Raw genomic sequence first — 19,367 nt, forward strand, 5'->3', positions numbered from 1 at the left:
AAAGCAATTCAAACTAAGTGTAGTGTTGTATTGTTAATACTGGCAATTTCTAATCTTTAACGACCAATGGATTCAATTGCTTCTCGATATCAGATAGTGATACATCAGCCTGCAATAGTGATGATGCAGTATATGCACCTTCAATAAATGCTGTGTTATATAGATGGATTTTTTTATCAGTCATTTCCATTGCCATTTCTAAATTCATCTTAGCACTACCCAAGTCATAAAATGCTAAAATTTCATCTGCAGGATTATTTTCAAAAGCATCAATAATTTTTTGCATGCTAGTACCTATTCGACCATCATCAGTACCACCTGCTGTAGTAATTGGTACATCTTTTGCGACTTGTTTTAATAATTTATCTAAACCAGTTGCAATCTCTGACACATGAGAAACTAAAGTAATACCTATTCTCATAACAAACCCTCCGTTTCAAGCATTGCCTCAAATAGATATCCACTTGATTCAGATCCTGGGTCGATATGACCCTTAGAGCGTTCACCTAAATATGATGCACGCCCTTTTTTGGCAATCAGTCTTTTGTTGCAAGTACTGCAGCTTTTATTTTATCTTCAGTCAAAGTGCCTGCTTTAACATCTGGTACTAATTTTGACCAAACATCAACCATTGTTTTGTCACCAGGTTTTGCACCACCTCTTTTTTCAAGTCCTAATAACGCCGCTTCTAGCAAGTCACCCATATTAGTTGTTAAGGTGCTCTTTTTAGCCATTTCTAAAAATGCGGTTCCATAAAGCGGCCCTGATGCTCCACCAACAGTTGAAATCAATGTCATAGCGATTGTCTTTAATCCACTAGTAACATCTGCTCGCTTAGTTGCAAGCTTTGCAACAACTGCCTTCATTCCACGATCCATATTGAATCCATGGTCACCATCACCAATAGGCGTATCTAAATCACTTAGGTGTTGTTTATTAGTCTCAATTTTTTCAGCAAATTTATTCATCCAAGTAGTTAATGTGTCAACAGTAAGTGTCATGTCAATTGTTCCTTCCATATAGTTATTAGAAAGCGATTACAGTGATAAGTATATACTTCTGTTGTTAGCAGGACAAGATTATATAAGTTTCAGTATATGCCATATTTTTGCAGTTTAAAAAATCTTAATCAATTAAAAAAACGCATTCTATCTAGAACACGTTTTAAACATTAATTTTCAATTTTTTTCAATCCCTCTAGTTTTCGACCACGATTAAACCATGGTGAAACAGTAAAGGCCAAAATATCATTTACAACATAAATTAACGAATTCACCGCCATCGCAAGTGAAGCATCGCCTTGTGCAAAAGTAATTGCCCACAAGATCAATTGAAAAACTCCAGATGCAAGCCACCAAAAATATTGATTATTGTATCTCATAAAACACATAATTCCAGCAGTTAATGATATTGCAAAACTAATTGCATCAATCCAAGGACGAGGATCATTAGTGAGTTTACCAATGAAGTAACCAGAAATTACATAAACTAGCAAAGTTCCAACAATTGCAATGATCCATTCTTTAACACCAAACTTTCGTAAATGGTTTTTGGTATCATCATTCCACGAACGCACCGCAAAGATAACTGGAATATCTAATGTTGCAATATATGCAATCTGTTCAAAAATTGATAAATAATTTTTGGCCACTAATCCTACATAAATAAAGCACGCAGCTGATATAAGACCGAGCCATCCATTAATAGCCTTAGTTGCATTAATTGCCAAAACGCACAACGTACCTATCATAGTACCTGCAAACGTTATTAAGGCAATTGTTGTTATTTTGCCTTGAATTAATAAGGCTAATTGAAAACCAAATGCGAAAAACCACAGCATGTAATTTTGCATTGGCCATCCTTTCAATTGATTAAATAGCCATACAAAATAGTTTTCTTTTCTAGCAGTTTTTTCAGTTGTCTGCATCAAATTCCTCCAGATATTTTTTGTAAAAGCAATATATATTGTGTATTTGCTTGTTAGCTTTTTAAAAAAGCACAATATCTAGTATACTTTTTTACTAACTGGATAACAAGTCTTTTTATTCTTGATTAGTTTTATCAGTATTTTTTTGATCTTGTTTAAAGTAATTTGAAACCATTGATTGAACAACTTGCAAGGTAAATGTTCCTTCCAAATTTGGATTAAGTCCAGGGAAAACTACCACAACGGCTAATTTTGGCTTATCTGCTGGAGCATATCCTACAAATGTTGCATTAATTAATTCAGGAGCATTAGGATTTCCTGGATGGTCTGGATCATAATAAAATGTTTCAGCAGTACCAGTTTTTCCTGCAATTTCAGGCTTAACATCTTTTAATGGGTGAGCAGTCCCCCAACCATTAGTTCCATGAACTACTGCATACATACCTTGATGAATGACGCTTAATTCATCACTAGTCCATGGAATTCTTAGTTGTGGATTAGGTTCTTTATTATATTTAATTAATACTTTGTTACCTTGTTTGTTAGTTTGACCAATTGATTGCACTAGATAGGGTTGCATTCTATACCCACCATTAGCAATCGTTGAAATATATTGTGCCATTTGGATTGGAGTATATGCATCATAATTTCCATATGACAAGTCAAGTACAGATCCAGATAGAATTTGACCTTTAGAGTTAAATGATCGGCCTTGGATACCACTAACTTCTCCAGGTAAGTCAATACCAGTCTTTTGTCCTAATCCAAACATATTAAAGTTTTTGCGTAGAACTTGGAAAGAATCTTGTGGCATATTGATATATTCATGTGGAATATATTTTGCATGTAACCAGCGTAAAGTCATTTGCATCATATAGATGTTACTTGATACTTCCAGGGCGCTTTGAGCATTTAATGCACCAAAAGTTCCAACTGGATAAACTGATTTTTTGATTGGAGATCCTGGCAAATAAATTGGAGTATCAGGCATCATACTGTTTTGAGGAGTAATAACGTGATTCATTAATCCCCCTGCAACGGTCGCTCCCTTTACTGCAGAGCCCATTACAAATGAACGATTGATAATACCTAGAGCATCATCTTGAGTTTTATTAGTTTTAGGGTCATGGTTAATTCCAGCAATTGCTTTTAGCGCACCAGTATTGGGATCAATTGCAATTGCATATGCTCCATCTGAATATCTTGCGGCACCAGATGCTAAAGCTGATGCGTAGACTTTATTTAAGGTATCTTGGACTTGTTTTTGATATTGAGAATCAAGTGACAAAATTAAACTAGCGCCAGCTTGACCATGATAAACACTTTTGGTTTGTTGAACATTACCATTTGCCTTAGTGGACACTCGACTTGTTGCTTTTGTACCTTTTAATAAAGGCTCATATTCTTGCTCTAAATAACTAGTACCTACACGATCATTTCTTGAATAGCCTTGAGTTAAGTAATACTGCAAGTTATCACTTGGAAGACCAGCTTTTTCACTAGAAACTGCACCAATAATACTTCTAATTGATGAACCATTAGGATAACTTCTTTGCCAATCAGTTCCAATGCCAACTCCTGGTAACTCTGATAAGTGTTCACCTACAGTTGCAACTTCATTATCTGTTAAGCCTTGATTTTTCAAATAAATTGTTGATAATTGAAAGGCTCCAGAAATTTTATTAAAAATTATTGCAGCAGTTTTTTGCCTTTTAGTAAAATGGATGTGTTGTTTAACAACTTGATTAACAAGATTATCATAAACTATAGAGTTATCAAGTTGATCACCATGACTATCAACTCGTTTTGATTTTGGTAATTTTGCTGTTTCTTTTTTCAAAACGGTTGGATCAGCCAAATAATAATCAGCTAATTGATTTTGAGTTGGCTTTTCATTATCAATTGAAATATATGAACTTAATCTATTAGCTACTTGATAAGCTTGCAAAGATGTTGTTGCAGCACCTTTAGTATAAGTAATTGCATTATTTGCTTTATTGCCAACTAAAATTCGACCTTGGTCATCATACATAACACCACGTGGTACACTAGTTGAGACAACAGTTTCATCTGTTTTTTGCACTTCTGCTTTAAATCTGCCACCATATAAAAGTTGCAAATATGCTAATTGTGCAATTAACATCGCAAATAAAACAAAAATAACCCCTAGAATAATTTTCATTCTAAGAGGAGTAGATTGGGATTTTTTCCCCGACTTACGCTGTTGGTTTAAAAATTTCACAAAAATCGACCTCGCTAAACTAGCAATATTTTAGCAGATAGGTATTGATAATACTATGCAAACTAACCTATCTTTGTAATGTTTTAATTCTTTTTATCATGAATAAACTAGACACAATTATATTTTCATCAAAAAAATCAAAATACTGGTATCTAACTAGCTTTTTAATTCCATTTTTTATATTTTTTATTTATTTTTGTATTCGTAAAGGACAAATTCTAACAGTAGATCTTGGCCAACAATATGTTGATTTATTAGCTTTTTACAAAAATAATTTATTAACTAAACCATTAAACCTTATTTACAGCTTTAACAGCAGCTTAGGCAATTCAATGGTTGGAACGGTTGCTTATTATTTAGCAAGTCCGTTGAATTTAATCTTACTTATCTTTCCAAAATCACTTTTACCTATTGCAATTTTAATTTTAATCAGCTTAAAAATTGGATTAATTGGATTAACTAGTTACTTTTATTTTAACAGCTTTACCAAAAATAACCTATTAGCTTTAACAGGTAGTGTCGCTTATGCATTATCTGGATTTGTTATTACGAATAATCTTAATTTAATGTGGCTTGATTCTGTTTATTTATTACCATTATTGATTTGGAGTATAGATAGACAATTTATTAATAAAAAAAGTCACCTAATTATCATAACCTTTGCAATCTGGATAACCAACTTTTATACAGGATATATGGCTCTTTTATTTGGTTTTTTATATTTTATTGGCAAATTAATACTTCAAAATAAAGATAGATTATTAATTTTCAAAAAGTATCTGACTCAAAGTGTTTTGGGTACGCTAATGGCTAGTATCTTATTAGTTCCAACTGTTTATGAATTATTGCAAGGTAAAACTCAAACAAGTATCGATTATAATTTGCATTTTGCCTTTCCACTGCAAAACTTATTAACAAAATTAATCTCTGGATCTTTTAGCTTTAAAGAAATGTCTTGGGGGATGCCCAATATTTTTTGGTCAACTCCCTTAATTTTAATTACAGTAGCACTAGTTTTTAGCAATAAAATTAAATTGAAAACAAAATTGGTTTTTGGCACTTTATTTGCATTTCTAATTATTTCATGCAGCTTTAATCCACTGATCTTGTTGTGGCATATGGGACAATATCCTGTCTGGTATCAAGGTAGATTTAGTTTTTGTATTAGTTTTTTAGGGATTTATTTTTCTTTGTTAATTTTAAAACAACAATATAAATTTACTAAATTACAATTAATTGCTATTACTATATTTAGTATTTTAGAAATTAGCTTTGCTATATGGAAGTTAAATAAGCTAGAATTTTTAACTCAAGATAAAATTACTATCACTAGTTTGATTGCTTTATTAACAATAATTATTTTATTTTATTATCAAAAAAACAGTTTATTTTCACTCAAGTGCTTATTTTTTGCAGTTATATTCAGTAGTAGTTTAAATTTAATCACTAGTTTGCAAAATATTACTTATCAAAATAATCATGATTATACTGATTACAGTCTAGATGTTTCTAATACTGTAGCTGATTTAAAAAATAGAGATAATAGTTTTTATCGACTTGAAAAATCTTTTTCACGCTCTGATGATGATAGCTTTTCAAATAATTATAATGGACTGGCCACTTTTAATTCTATTTCAAATACAAAAATTTCTAATTTTATTGAAAATATTGGTTTTGACAATAATAGCAACTCTTATATCAACAATTTTTCTACTCCAATTACTGATGATTTATTAGGAGTTAAGTATTATCTGATACCAGATTATCAAAATAAAGGCAATATTGATTTTACCAATTTGATTTATCGAAATGATTTAAATACAAAACCAATTCTGTTTTCAGCAAATCATTTGACTGTTTTAAAAAACAATTATGCACTACCTTTGCTATTTATTAGTAAAAAGCATCACATATATTTGCAATCAGATGTACCAATTACTAATCAAAATCAGCTATTTTTTGCAATTACTTCAAATAAAAGTCCAGCTTTTTATAGAACTTTACTTCCTAAAGCCAATATAATTAATACTAAAATGACCACTTCATATGAATTTAAGAAAATTAATAAACTAAAACGCAGCTATGTTATTTATTACTTAAAACCAATATTTACTAGTTCATATTATCTAGAACTTCCTGCAAGTGTAGATGAAAGTCAAACCAATTTGAAAATTAATAATAATTTAACTCCAATTAAGGCTCGAACAAGTCAAAATAAATTAATTAATTTAGGCTATTTACAAAAAAATCAAGTAGTAAAAATAAGTTTTGAATTAATTCATGATTCACTAGATCTTTCAAATATGAAATTATGGGCAATTAATTCAAGCATTAATAAAACGATTAAGGCTTTTAACAAACATCAACCTAGTTTAAGATTTATTAATCCGCTAATTTTAAAAACCTCCAATTTCAAAATTAGCTCTACACAAACGGTTAATACTACTATTCCTTATGATAATAACTGGCTAGTTTTAGACAAAAATAAAATCGTAAAGACTTCAATTTTTGTTAAAACCTTCATGCAAGTTAACTTATCTGCAGGAAAACATCAATTAACATTGATTTATATACCTTGGCCATTGATTTTAGGTAGTTTTATCAGTTTAATCACTGTCATTTTCTGGCGCAAAATAAAAGCTTCAAAATTACTGCTGTAATTTCAAAGCTAATTTTTATTGAAAATTTATTTACCCAGCTTCAACATTATTAATCACAACATCAAAGTTGCCACCTGGCGTAACAATAGTTACTGTTTCGCCTTTTTTCTTACCTAATAATGCTTGTGCAATTGGTGAATCATTAGAAATTTTTCCATTCAATGGATCTGATTCATCTGATCCAACAATGGTATAGGTTTCAGGATCATCTTCACCAACTTCTGTATAAGTAATCTTTTTACCTACAGAAACTTCATTTGGATCAACGCTTTCAGCATCAATAACTTCTGCATATTTTAACATTTGTTCAACTTGAGCAATACGTTGTTCTACTGCGCTTTGTTCATCTTTTGCGGCATCATATTCAGAGTTTTCTGATAAGTCACCAAATGAACGAGCAACTTTAATTCGATCAATAACTTCTGGACGTTTAACTAACTTTAAGTCTTTCAATTCTGCTTCAAGCTTTTGTTTTCCTTCTGCAGTCATTGGATATGTTTTTTGCGCCATAATTATTATTCTCTCCTTTATTATCTTAAATTGCCTATCAAGCATATTGATTTAGTGCTTAAAAGTCAAGGCTTTTATCTAATTTCAGCACCTAATTTTTCTTTCAATGCACTTTGAACTTTATCCATTGCAGCACTTGCCACATCATCAGTCAAAGTATCATTATCATTTCTAAAGATAAGTTTATATGCAATTGACCTCATATTGATTAAAATTTGATTACCTTCATATACATCAATTACATCAAGATTAACTAAATATTTGCCAGCATTTTCTTTAATAACTTTCTCAATTTCATTATTAGTCAATTCTCCGCTTACTAGGACTGATAAGTCACGTTCAATACTTGGATATTTTGGAGCTGGTTTTGACTTAATATCTTTTTCCATCATCGGCAAAATTTGAGTTAGGTCAAGTTCATATACATAGATTTCTCGACCATTTAAGTTTTTATCAAATAAGTTGGCTGGTAACATCACTTGTCCTATAAATCCAATTGTTTGATCATTAGCTAAAATTTTTGCTGTTCTTGTTGGGTGCATCCCAGCAATTTCATCCGCTTCATAAATGACACCTGTTACTCCAATTGCTTTAAACAAATCTTCTAGTTGACCTTTTACATAATAAAAATCAACTTTTTGATCAATATGTTGCCAATTGTTTTGTGCGACTAAACCAGAATATAAGCCAGCCAAATGTTCATATTCAGCATGATCATTAGTCGTTTTATTAAATACACGACCTTGCTCAAAAATTTGAAGCTCACCTTGTTTACGGGCAATATTATATGAAGCTGTATCTAATAATCCACTAATTAAGTTCTTGCGTAATACACTTCTAGATGAGTTCATTGGCCACTTAACTTCAACTAAGTCCTTATTATTTTTAGTAAACAAATTAGCTTTTTCAGGGCTCGTCAATGAATAATTGATAGTTTCAACCAAACCTTGTCCTTCAACTAAATTGCGTAAGTGACGTAATTTTATTTCATCTGAAGAATATCCACCTTGAGTTTCAATTGAATATGGTCTAGTAGCTGCTAAATTATCATACCCATAAATTCTAACTACTTCTTCAATTAAATCTGCTGGAATTTCAATATCCCACCTGCGATTAGGTACAGTTACTGTGATCTTATCACCAGCAAGTAATGTAGTGAACTCTAATCTACCAAAGATTTCCTCTATCTCATCTCCAGTTAACTTAGTTCCTAAAACTTTATTGATATGAGAAATTGTAGTTTCAATTACCACTGGTTTGCGAATTTTATCAGTTGCTTTAATTTCACCAGTGCAAACAACAGCTGAAGCTTCATTTCTTAACAATAATGCTGCCATATCAATTGCTTTTTGAGTATTATCCCAGTTGACACCTTTTTCAAAACGAGATGATGCTTCACTTCTTGCATCATGACGCAATGCAGCTTTTCTAACTAGAGCACTATCAAAAATTGCAGATTCCAAAATTACATCAGTTGTCTTGTCTGTTACTTCAGCAAATTTACTTCCCATAACCCCAGCTAAAGAAACAATATTGTCACCATTAGTAATTACAATATCTTCTGGATCAAGATTAATTTCTTTGTCATTTAACAAAGTCATCTTCTCATCTTTATTTGCTAAACGAACTTCTAATCTTTTAGTATCAAAGACTTGTGCATCATATGCGTGCATTGGTTGACCAGTTAATAGCATTACATAATTGGTTGCATCAACCACATTATTTACCGGTCTGATTCCAGCATTCCATAATCTGATTTGTAACCACAATGGACTTGGTGCAATTTTGACATTAGTTAATTTTCTTAAGAAAAATTTTGGTGCTAATTTTTCATCAGCTACAACTTGTAATTCCTCTGTCCAATCTGGACCATCAGCTTTCAAAAATACTGGTTCAATTTTTGGCTTTTCATCTTCAATTGCACCTACTTCATAAGCTGCACCTTCCATTGATAAAGTATCAGCTCTATTCGGAGTAATATCAAAATCTAAGATATAATCATCCATCCCTAATAAATCATAAACTTCAGCGCCTGGAGTTTCTTTATCTGGGAAAACATAAATTCCATTTACAAATTCTTCAGGAACCACACTATCTGGAAAACCAATTTCTTGCAATCCACAAATCATACCATCTGATTTGACGCCACGGATTTTCCCACGCTTGATTTTTTCATTACCTGCAATTCTTGCTCCATGTAAAGCAACAATCACATATTGACCTGCAGCAACATTTGGCGCACCACAAACAATTTGTAATGGTTCATCTTGTCCAACATCAACTTGAGTAATTGATAAGTGATCAGAATCTGGATGTGGTTCACATTCTAAGATATGTCCTACTACTAATTTCTTTAATCCCTCCATTGGATGACGTACACTAGCAATTTCGATACCTGTTCTAGTAATTTTTTCAGCTAGGTCTTTAGGATCAGTTTTTACTGGCAAAAAGTCCTGTAACCACTTATATGAAACTAACATCTAGTCTTCCTCCTGTCTAAATTGTTGTAAAAATCTAACATCATTTGTATAAAAGTCACGAATATCGTCAATTCCATATTTCAAAATTGCAAAACGATCTAGCCCTAATCCAAAAGCAAAACCGCCATATACATTACTGTCAACTCCTGCATTATCTAAGACATTAGGATGAACCATACCTGCACCTAAAACTTCAATCCAGCCAGTATATTTACATACGCTACAGCCTTTACCATTACAGTTAAAACAAGTAACATCCATTTCAACTGATGGTTCAGTAAATGGAAAGTAACTTGGGCGCAATCTTGTATCACGCTCTCCAAATACATGTTTTGCGACTGCTTGCAAAGTACCTTTTAAATCACTCATAGTGATATTTTTATCGACAACTAACCCTTCCATCTGCATAAATTGATGTGAATGCGTTGCATCATCATCATCTCTACGATATACCTTGCCTGGTGATACCATCTTCAATGGACCTTGATTAAAGTCATGTTTTTCTAAAGTTCTTGCTTGAACTGGAGAAGTTTGTGAACGTAATAAATGACTATCATCTACGAAGAATGTAGCCTGCATATCTCGTGCTGGGTGATCTTTGGGCAAGTTAAGCATTTCAAAATTATAGTGTTCGCTTTCAACTTCAGGACCTTGGACTACTTTATAACCTAATCCAATGAAAAAACGTTCTAAATCATCTTCAATGATTCTAATTACATGTTTAGAACCTAACTTCATTTGACGTCCTGGCAAAGTTACATCAATTTGTTCTTGAATTAAGCGAGCCTTTTGAACTTGCTTTTCAATTTCATTTTTAGTATCAGCAATTGCTTTATTGAACATATCGCGCAATTGGTTAACTTGTTGGCCTATTTCTTTGCGCTGTTCAGGTGAAAATTGTCCCATTGAATGCAAAATTTCAGTTAATGAACCTTTGCGTCCAACTAGATCAACACGTGCATCATTTAAATCTTTTTCACTTTTTGCATTATTAATTTCTTGCAGACCTTGTTTTTTTAATTCCTGCAAATGCTGCTTTAAATCCATTTCTAGATCCTTTCCATAAAAAAAGCCTCATCCCATAAAGGGACGAAGCTTCGCGGTACCACCCTGATTTGAGCTTATAAACTCACACTTTAATTTCAATAACGGTGAAATACCGGAAACATATTATTTCGACTCACAAGATGAAATTCACAACTATTTATAAAATTATCTTTCAGCTATTGATAATATTCTCTTTTTTATATTTTTATTGTTACTAGTCTTGTTCACAGTAGGTAATATTATGTTAAATCTTTTTAGACTTTGTTGCAAATTTTTATGACCATTTATTAGCCCAATTATGCACTTGATCAAATACAGGCTTCAATTCAACACCCTTTTCAGTCAAAGTATAGCTGATAATCCCTGTTTCTTGATCAACATTTCTTGATACAATTTTTTCTTGCTCTAATTCTTTTAAACGTTGAACTAATACACGATCTGAACAGGCATTTACAGTTCTAGCCAAATCCTTAAAACGCATTTGTTTAGTATCACATAAACTACTTATAATTAATCCGTTCCATTTTTTACCAATAATGCCAAATGCATTAATAAAATGGGTGCACAAATTGTAGTTTTCAGGATCGCTACAGTCAACGTCTTTTACTTGCACGTTTTCTAGCATCTCTCATATCTCCTCGTAATATTGTTACAGTTGGTATTATACCTAGTTTTACTTACTAAATACAAGTAAAATGTTCTATGCAAAATGATAAATCATTATTCCAGCAGCAACTGCTGCATTTAGCGATTCTGCTTTACCATAAATTGGAATATAGATTTTTTCATCAGCCATGTTAGATATATCAGAAGACACACCATGTGCTTCATTCCCAATAATTAATGCAAGCTGGGGAATTGATTTAAATTCAGCAATTTTCTTTGCTTGTTTATTTAATACACTTGCATATACAGGTATATCGAATTCTTTAAAACTAGCAATTGTATCTTTCAATGATTTTTCTTGCAAAATTGTAATATGGAACTGACTCCCTTGCATTGCGCGCTGAACTTTTGGATTATACAAATCAACACTTTGCTTTGAAAAAATCACCCCATTAAATCCAGCCGCATCAGCAGTTCTGATAATGGTACCAACATTTCCTGGATCAGATAAATTGTCTAAAATCACCCATTTTCCATATGAAAAAGTAAAATTTTTAGGTTGGTTAATTTTTAATACCATAAAAATGTTTTGAGAATTTTTAGTTTCACTCAAATGTCGTGCAATTGCAGTATTAATTTGAATAATTGTTTTACTAGTCAAATCAAGATTATTTTCACTAGCGAGTTTTTCTAAAGCCTCTTGACTGCCCAAAATATACTGATAATCTTGATTACTATTTAAAGCTTCTTGAATTAAATGATACCCTTCAATTATATAGCTTTGTGTGTTCAAGCGATACTTTTTTTGTTGCAGCTTGACTAAATTTTTGATTGTTTGATTGGTAGTTGAACTTATTTGTAACATGTAATTTTCTCCTCAATAGCTATTTTACTTAATCTACCTATAATTTGTCATGTTAGAATAAAATTAATTACGAAAGGAAGAATTTTTTATGGAAACTAGAGAATTAAATATTACTGGCATTGTCCAAGGTGTTGGCTTTAGATGGACTTCGCAGATGCTTGCCAAAAAAATGAATATCAAAGGCACTGTAAAAAATGAATATGACGGAAGTGTTACGATGGTAATTCAAGGGGATAAACAATTATTGGATCATTTTATTGCATCTCTTCCAACTTCAACATCACCATCTGCCAAAATTGATAATATTTCGCAAAAACTATTATTAAATGTGGATCCTTTACATGGTTTTCATGTATTATATTAATGTTAACCTAAAATCAGAATTACAAGAGATGGTGAAAACACTTAATGAAAAAATTAAAAAAATATTTACCAGCTATTGGTTTTTTGCTGTTGGTAACTTTATTATTAACAGCTTGTACACAATCAACTAGTGTCTTAAAAGCACCAACTAGCGGTCCATATTATTGGGTTTATAAATGGATTGGCCTACCAATTGAACATTTAATGGTGGCAGTTCAACATAAAATTGGTGGATCTAATGGACCTGGTTGGGCAATTGCAATTATTACTTTTATAGTTAGATTAATTTTGATGCCTTTAATGCTTTCAACTCAACGCAAAAGTGTGCGTCAACAAGAAAAAATGTCTAGATTGCAGCCCCAAATAAAGCTCATTCAAACTGCTTTAAAGCGTCCAGGAATCGGCCAAGAACAACAAATGCAAATCAGCCAGTTGCAAATGAAAATTTATAAAGAAAACAATCTTTCTCTAACTGGTGGTATTGGATGTTTGCCACTAATTTTGCAATTTCCTATTATGATAGGTATTTATCAAGCTATTGCATATTCACCAGAACTTGCTAATAGTTCATTCATGGGAATCGCTTTAGGTCATCGATCATTTTTGCTAGCGGTATTAGCTGGGTTATCTTACTTAGTCCAAGGATATATTTCATTAATTGGATTGCCCGATGAACAGAAAAAAACTATGCAAATGACTTTAGTTTTAAGTCCATTGATGACATTCTTCTTCAGTATTACATTCCCTGCAGCCCTAGCATTTTACTACTTAATTGGTGGATTAATTGCTATTTTACAACAACTAATCACAACATTTTTAGTTATGCCAAGAACTAAAAAAGAAGTTGATGAAGAATTAAAAGAGCATCCATTAAAGCAAGTTGTAACACAGCAAGTTATCGACAAGATCTTAACTACTACAACTAGTTCTGTTTCAACTGCTGCACCTACTACATCCGTTAATGAACAAAAACTACATCAAGATTTACGTAAACGAAATTCTGGTAAACAACAACATCATAAATAAAAAAGCATTGTAGAACTTTGATTCCGCAATGCTTTTTGCATATAATCTATTTTACTAATGGGAACTTTAATTCAAAGGTACTACCTACATCAGGTTTTGAAGTAACTGAAATAGTCCCATGATAATTTTCAACTAATTGTTTTGCAATTGATAAACCTAAACCATTACCACCCCTTTCACGAGTACGAGCTTTGTCTACACGATAGAATCGATTAAAGATTTTATTATTTTCATTATCAGATATTCCTTCACCAAAATCTTGAACTTTAATCACTACAAAATTATTATCTATTGCAGCATCAATATTGACTTGTTTTTTATCAGTTGAATATTTAACAGCATTATCAATTAAAATTACTAATAATTGCTCAAAATGATTACGGAACATCTTAATTTCTGCATGTGAAGGTAAGCTGTTATGCAATTGCAGATTAAAATCTGGATGAACTAGATGTAAGTCATTAACTACTCTTTTAATCACTTCATTGACATCAGTTTTTGCATCAGGATATTGAACATCAACTTGTTCAGCGCGAGTTAAATCAAGCATTTCAGAGATTAGATGTTCCATACGATTAGTTTCTTGCAGGGATGCATCAATTGATTCCTTTAAAACTTTAGGATCATCTTTTCCCCAGCGTTTAATTAAATTTAAATGCCCTTGAATCACAGCAACTGGGGTTCTGAGTTCATGTGAAACATCGCTCACGAATTGCTTTTGTTGCTGAATATAGCTTTGAACGCGATCAAGCATCTGATTAAATGAACAAGCTAGTCTGCCTAATTCGTCATCTCGATGTAAATCTGGAATTCTAGCAGTACTATCAGGATCTTTATCTACAGCACTGGCAACTTTTTCCATTTCATTCACGGGAGCGACAATTCTTTTCACAATTAAGTAAGTAATGCTAATTAACATTATAATTGCCAGTAATGAAATAATGATCATTGACCATCGTAATCTGCGCAAGACTTTGTTGTAATTGCTCATTTTATTAGTTACAACAATATATCCTGTAACTTTTTCATTTGCAATCGAACGAATTTGTCCATAAATCATTAGATTTTTTTGACCACCAGCATTAACCACTTTTTCAGTATAATTATTTTTAATCTTGGGCAAAGTATTAGAATCATTTCCATTGGCAAATACTACATTTCCTTGTTTATCATAAACCACCACACTAATGTCTGGATTAGTCAAAGTAGCTAATAAATCATCATTAAAACGATTTTTCTTAGTTTCAGTTCCCGCTTGAATATTTTCAGATGGCACACCTCGTAACACATTTTGCGTGCCAGGAGATAAAGCAGGAACAACATTTGCAATAGTTAATTCATCATAAATGCCACCTAATCGGGTTTCGAAGGTAGTTATAACTCCTCTGGTAATTTGTTTTTGTTGAGTTAAAAATTGCTGACTCACAATTGTATAAATTATTACTGAAAAGACAACAAAAGAGACCGTAATCATCAAAGCCACTAAACTTACCCATTGTCTAACTAATGATGATTTATGAGTCTCTTTTTTATATTTATTCAGAAATTGGCGCATCATTTTCTCTTACCATGTATCCTACACCGCGAATAGTTTTAATGTATGAAGGTTGGCCTGGAGCATCAATTTTATTCCTCAAATAACGAACATATACTTCTACAACGTTAGTTTCAATGTTTGATTCAGAACCCCAGATTTTTTTAAGTAATTCTTCACGGCTAACAACATTATTTTTGTTTTCAATTAAAGTCATTAACAAGTTATATTCACGCTTTGTTAAATCAATGATTTTATTACCACGGTGAACCACACGATTAGCAGTTTCAATAGTTAAATCATTAAACTTGATGACTTTCTTAGCAGTATTAGAAACACCATTGGCACGCTTTTCGATTCGTACACGGCGCAATACAGCACGTAATCTTACAAGTAATTCTTCAATTGCAAAAGGCTTAATAATATAATCATCTGCACCATGATCTAATCCACTAACTCGATCAATTACAGAGTCTCTTGCAGTCATCATGATGATTGGAGTAGTTTTTATTTGACGCAATCTACGAGCAATTTCTAACCCATTTAGATCAGGTAACATTAAGTCAAGTAAAATCGCATCAAAATTTTCATTTAATGCTAACTCTAATCCCTTTCTACCATTGCTTTCTACCACAACTTCATATTTTTCATGTTCTAATTCTAGTTGCACAAATCTTGCTAAATTTTTTTCATCTTCAATAATTAGAATGCGTTTCATTGTCAAAATTTCCACCTTTATAAATACATAAATGCAAGAGTTTAAAAATAAAATATAAAATAATTCTTGTTTTTTAATAAATTAATCATATTATAGAATTGACAAAAAAACAAGCCATAACAGAAAGCCGTATGCCTTGAAAACATATATGGGACTAGTAAAATGGTGCATTCAATATATTTTTAAAATTAAAATTATCTAGACCGAAAAAAATCCGTCTCTGTGCAATCTCAATCACACAAAAACGGATTTTATATATTTATGTTCTAATAATTAAAATTTAGTTTTCTCTAGAGTAACTTTCTACATCTTGAGTAATTTCAGCAATAAATTCTTCTAATGGAGCAGGTACTTGCTCTTGTTCACCATAACGACGAACATTTACTTTACCTGAATTCATTTCATCATCACCTAAAACTAAAGTATATGGAACTTTTTGAGTTTGTGATTCACGGATCTTATAACCCATCTTTTCATTACGCATATCTAAGTTTACTCTGAAACCACGCTTTACTAGTTCATGCTTAATTTTTTTAGCATATTTTGCATGAGCATCTAAGTTAACAGGAATAATATTTACTTGAACTGGAGCAAGCCAGGTTGGAAATGCTCCCTTGTAAATTTCAGTTAAGTAAGCTACAAAACGTTCCATAGTACCAACAACACCACGGTGAATCATAACTGGACGATGTTCTTCACCATCTTTGCCTACATAAGTTAAATTGAACTTTTCTGGCAACATGAAGTCTAATTGAATAGTTGACATAGTTTCATCATTACCTAATGCAGTCTTAGTTTGAATATCAAGCTTTGGACCATAAAATGCAGCTTCACCTTCTGCTTCAACATAATCCAAATGTAAGTCATCCATAGCACCCTTAAGCATCTTTTGTGCTTTTTCCCACATTTCATCATTTGCAAAATACTTATCAGTGTTCTTTGGATCACGATATGATAGACGGAAGTAGTAATCAGTAATATCAAAATCTTTATAAACATCCATGATTAAGCGTAAAATCTTAGCAAATTCATCTTGGATTTGATCAAGTGCAACAAAAGTATGACCGTCATTTAAGGTCATCTCACGAACACGTTGCAAGCCAGATAAAGCGCCTGATTTTTCATAACGGTGCATCATACCTAATTCGGCAATACGAATTGGTAATTCACGATATGAACGAATGTGATGTTTATAAATTTGAATATGTGATGGACAGTTCATTGGACGCAATTCAAGCATTTCACCATCACCCATGTCCATTGGTGGGAACATATCTTCACGATAATGTGCCCAGTGACCAGATGTCTTATACGCATCTAAATTCATTAAAACTGGAGTATATACATGTTCATAATCATCAGCAACTTCTTTATCAACAATGTAGCGTTCAATTACGCGACGAATTGTAGCACCTTTTGGCATCCAGTAAGGAAGACCTGCACCCACTTTAGGGTCAACAAAGAATAAATCTAAATCTCTACCAATTGTTCTATGATCACGTTCTTTAATTTCTTGGCGACGCTTTAAGTCTGCATCTAGATCAGCTTTTTTGAAAAATGCGGTACCAAAGATTCTTTGAAGCATTGGATTAGAACTCTTGCCTTGCCAATATGCACCAGCAACACTTAACAACTTAAAGTTTTTGATCTTACCTGTATTTGGTAATAATGCTTTGAACCCAAAGTCTACAAAATCACCAAGTTTAAATACAGCAACTTCATCATCTTCAGCAGCTAATAATTCAATCTTGTAAGGATCACCTTCGAATACTTTTTCCAAATCGGATTTACTCATCATAGCGTATTCAATTGCTTGACCATTTCTGATTATTTTAGCTAATTCTTTTTCAAGATCTGGCAATTCAGTAACCTTAATTTGATCATCTTTATCAGTATCTACATAAAAACCTTCATCATCTGCTTTATGCTTTCCCAATTTAATTTCTGGGTAGAGCTTTTTAACAACAGCTTCTAATGCAAATGCAGCAGTTTCTCTTAAAACATCTGAACTTTCAGGATCTTTATCTGTAATAATTTGTACAGCATGATCTTTATCTAATAAAAATGATACAGGAACTAACTCACCATCAACTTTTGCAGCAACAGCTGCTTTTCCTAATGAAGTTGAAATGCTCTTAGCAAAATCTTCAACTGTTAATCCTTGTACAAAATCTTTTTGGTTTCCATCAGGCAATGTGATTGCAAAACTCATAATATACCTCCAAAACAAAAAAGTCCCGATGCTAAATAAATGCATCAGGACGTTAATACACGTGGTTCCACCCATATTTCAGACTAAAAATAGTCTCTTTAATAACTTATATAGTAGTTACCCATAATTATAAAATTATTTTTAGAGAAATTGGGGTGTTGTTTTATTGAAAAGCTTCCAGACAAGGCTTTTTCTCTCTGAAACAAACAACATCATGTCTTTCTTATACAGTAGATTATACTCACTCATTTAAAACATGCAAGTTTTTTTACATAGATTCACGCCAATTTTTTCCACCAACAATTACTTCTTGACTCAAAAACTTTACTCGTTGCATCAATCTTCTAGCTTTTACATCTTCAATAGCATTTTTAGTTTGAGCAAAATGTTCAGTCAACTCTTTCATACTCATATTTGAACTGAAAAATGTTGGCAAGTTGTTATCCATTCGATGTTGTAAAATTACTCCTAATACATCATCTCTAGACCAAGGACTTAAAGTTTCAGCACCAATATCATCAAAAATCACCACATCACTTTGTGCAATATGCATAATTTCATCTTGCAAACTATTATCATCAAAATGTTTACTCAACCCAGCAATAAAAGTTGGTACATGTAAAAATACTACATGCTTATGAGCTTTTGTTAAAGCATTGGCAAGGCCAGCTAATAAATAAGTCTTACCTACCCCAAAGTCCCCAGCTAAATATAATCCTTTTGCAGGCTCATTTTTTTCAATTTTTTGCATAAAAACTGCAATTTGAGCTAATGCATTCATTCTGCCCTTATCTTGTTTTGCATCGGCTAATTCAATATTCCTAAAATTAGGTGAAATATCAATTAACTCCAAACGCAATTTGGCTTGTTTTTGTTCTTGATCTGCTACTGTTTTAGCAGTTGGAGCATAACTGACAGTAACTAAATTACCATTTAGTTGTAATTTAGGCTCATAACCTGGAATAGCAGATTTGCCTTTTTCAAAATTAGTTTTTTCGCGAACATATTCATAAATATCGGGTAAACTTTTTTGAATATTTTCTTGATCAACTTTATTTTTTGTCAAAAACAATTGCACATCTGGATCATTTAATGCTTCTTGATAAGCGGAATTAGCATCAATATTAATACCTTTTTTATCGACAATTTTTTGTATTACATCATCAATTGATTTCAC

15 protein-coding genes, 1 pseudogene and 1 other annotated feature are annotated in these 19,367 nt (G+C 32.1%); of the genes and pseudogenes, 3 read left to right on the top strand and 13 right to left on the bottom strand.

Annotated elements, in window-relative coordinates; genetic code table 11:
* Positions 1–49: 49 nt before the first annotated feature.
* The 4 genes and pseudogenes from dhaM to AC38BG_RS00185 all read right to left on the bottom strand — a co-directional run bounded on the left by dhaM (position 50) and on the right by AC38BG_RS00185 (position 4,109).
* A complete protein-coding gene (dhaM, locus tag AC38BG_RS00170; protein ID WP_489937197.1) occupies positions 50–421 on the bottom strand; it encodes a dihydroxyacetone kinase phosphoryl donor subunit DhaM in 372 nt (123 codons plus the stop codon).
* Positions 418–1,001: pseudogene (dhaL, locus tag AC38BG_RS00175) on the bottom strand (dihydroxyacetone kinase subunit DhaL). The gene dhaM and the pseudogene dhaL overlap by 4 nt, the downstream one beginning before the upstream one ends.
* Positions 1,002–1,171: 170 nt before the next feature.
* Positions 1,172–1,927, bottom strand: coding sequence for a nicotinamide riboside transporter PnuC (gene pnuC / locus AC38BG_RS00180; protein WP_489937198.1), 756 nt, complete (start codon positions 1,925–1,927; stop codon positions 1,172–1,174).
* A 115-nt stretch (positions 1,928–2,042) separates the two neighbouring features.
* Positions 2,043–4,109: a peptidoglycan D,D-transpeptidase FtsI family protein gene (locus tag AC38BG_RS00185; RefSeq protein WP_489937860.1), complete on the bottom strand. Its 2,067-nt coding sequence runs from the start codon at positions 4,107–4,109 to the stop codon at positions 2,043–2,045.
* 158 nt (positions 4,110–4,267) lie between these two features.
* Between AC38BG_RS00185 and AC38BG_RS00190 the strand changes: the two genes are divergently transcribed.
* Positions 4,268–6,829, top strand: coding sequence for a YfhO family protein (locus tag AC38BG_RS00190; protein ID WP_489937199.1), 2,562 nt, complete (start codon positions 4,268–4,270; stop codon positions 6,827–6,829).
* A gap of 30 nt (positions 6,830–6,859) precedes the next feature.
* On the opposite strand, the gene greA is transcribed toward AC38BG_RS00190, so the two are convergent.
* From greA to AC38BG_RS00215, 5 genes are all read right to left on the bottom strand, one after another.
* Positions 6,860–7,339 carry a transcription elongation factor GreA gene (gene greA, locus AC38BG_RS00195; RefSeq protein ID WP_489937200.1) on the bottom strand — a complete coding sequence of 160 codons (480 nt, stop codon included), beginning with the start codon at positions 7,337–7,339 and terminating at the stop codon, positions 6,860–6,862.
* Between the two features lie 74 nt (positions 7,340–7,413).
* Positions 7,414–9,819 (bottom strand): phenylalanine--tRNA ligase subunit beta, encoded by a 2,406-nt coding sequence (gene pheT, locus AC38BG_RS00200; protein WP_489937201.1) that lies wholly within the window; start codon positions 9,817–9,819, stop codon positions 7,414–7,416.
* Positions 9,820–10,866 carry a phenylalanine--tRNA ligase subunit alpha gene (pheS, locus tag AC38BG_RS00205; protein ID WP_489937202.1) on the bottom strand — a complete coding sequence of 349 codons (1,047 nt, stop codon included), beginning with the start codon at positions 10,864–10,866 and terminating at the stop codon, positions 9,820–9,822.
* A 35-nt stretch (positions 10,867–10,901) separates the two neighbouring features.
* Positions 10,902–11,103, bottom strand: a binding site (T-box leader).
* Positions 11,104–11,140: 37 nt separating this feature from the next.
* Positions 11,141–11,491, bottom strand: coding sequence for a winged helix-turn-helix transcriptional regulator (locus AC38BG_RS00210; RefSeq protein ID WP_489937203.1), 351 nt, complete (start codon positions 11,489–11,491; stop codon positions 11,141–11,143).
* Positions 11,492–11,566: 75 nt separating this feature from the next.
* Positions 11,567–12,337: a TrmH family RNA methyltransferase gene (locus AC38BG_RS00215; RefSeq protein WP_489937204.1), complete on the bottom strand. Its 771-nt coding sequence runs from the start codon at positions 12,335–12,337 to the stop codon at positions 11,567–11,569.
* A gap of 88 nt (positions 12,338–12,425) precedes the next feature.
* Between AC38BG_RS00215 and AC38BG_RS00220 the strand changes: the two genes are divergently transcribed.
* Both AC38BG_RS00220 and yidC read left to right on the top strand, forming a co-directional pair.
* Positions 12,426–12,701 carry an acylphosphatase gene (locus AC38BG_RS00220; RefSeq protein WP_489937205.1) on the top strand — a complete coding sequence of 92 codons (276 nt, stop codon included), beginning with the start codon at positions 12,426–12,428 and terminating at the stop codon, positions 12,699–12,701.
* Between the two features lie 44 nt (positions 12,702–12,745).
* Positions 12,746–13,726, top strand: a complete 981-nt coding sequence (gene yidC, locus AC38BG_RS00225; protein WP_489937206.1) for a membrane protein insertase YidC — start codon at positions 12,746–12,748, stop codon at positions 13,724–13,726.
* Positions 13,727–13,772: 46 nt separating this feature from the next.
* On the opposite strand, the gene AC38BG_RS00230 is transcribed toward yidC, so the two are convergent.
* The 4 genes from AC38BG_RS00230 to dnaI form a co-directional block, all read right to left on the bottom strand.
* The gene (locus AC38BG_RS00230) at positions 13,773–15,281 is read right to left on the bottom strand and encodes a HAMP domain-containing sensor histidine kinase (protein ID WP_489937812.1); all 1,509 of its coding nucleotides are present in this window, start codon (positions 15,279–15,281) and stop codon (positions 13,773–13,775) included.
* Positions 15,262–15,978, bottom strand: a complete 717-nt coding sequence (locus tag AC38BG_RS00235; RefSeq protein ID WP_489937207.1) for a response regulator transcription factor — start codon at positions 15,976–15,978, stop codon at positions 15,262–15,264. The genes AC38BG_RS00230 and AC38BG_RS00235 overlap by 20 nt, the downstream gene beginning before the upstream one ends.
* A 280-nt stretch (positions 15,979–16,258) precedes the next feature.
* Entirely contained in the window at positions 16,259–18,190 is a 1,932-nt protein-coding gene (thrS, locus tag AC38BG_RS00240; protein ID WP_489937208.1) for a threonine--tRNA ligase, read from the bottom strand.
* Positions 18,191–18,458: 268 nt separating this feature from the next.
* Positions 18,459–19,367, bottom strand: coding sequence for a primosomal protein DnaI (gene dnaI / locus AC38BG_RS00245; RefSeq protein ID WP_489937209.1), 909 nt, complete (start codon positions 19,365–19,367; stop codon positions 18,459–18,461).

The organism is Lactobacillus sp. M44, from assembly GCF_058130005.1.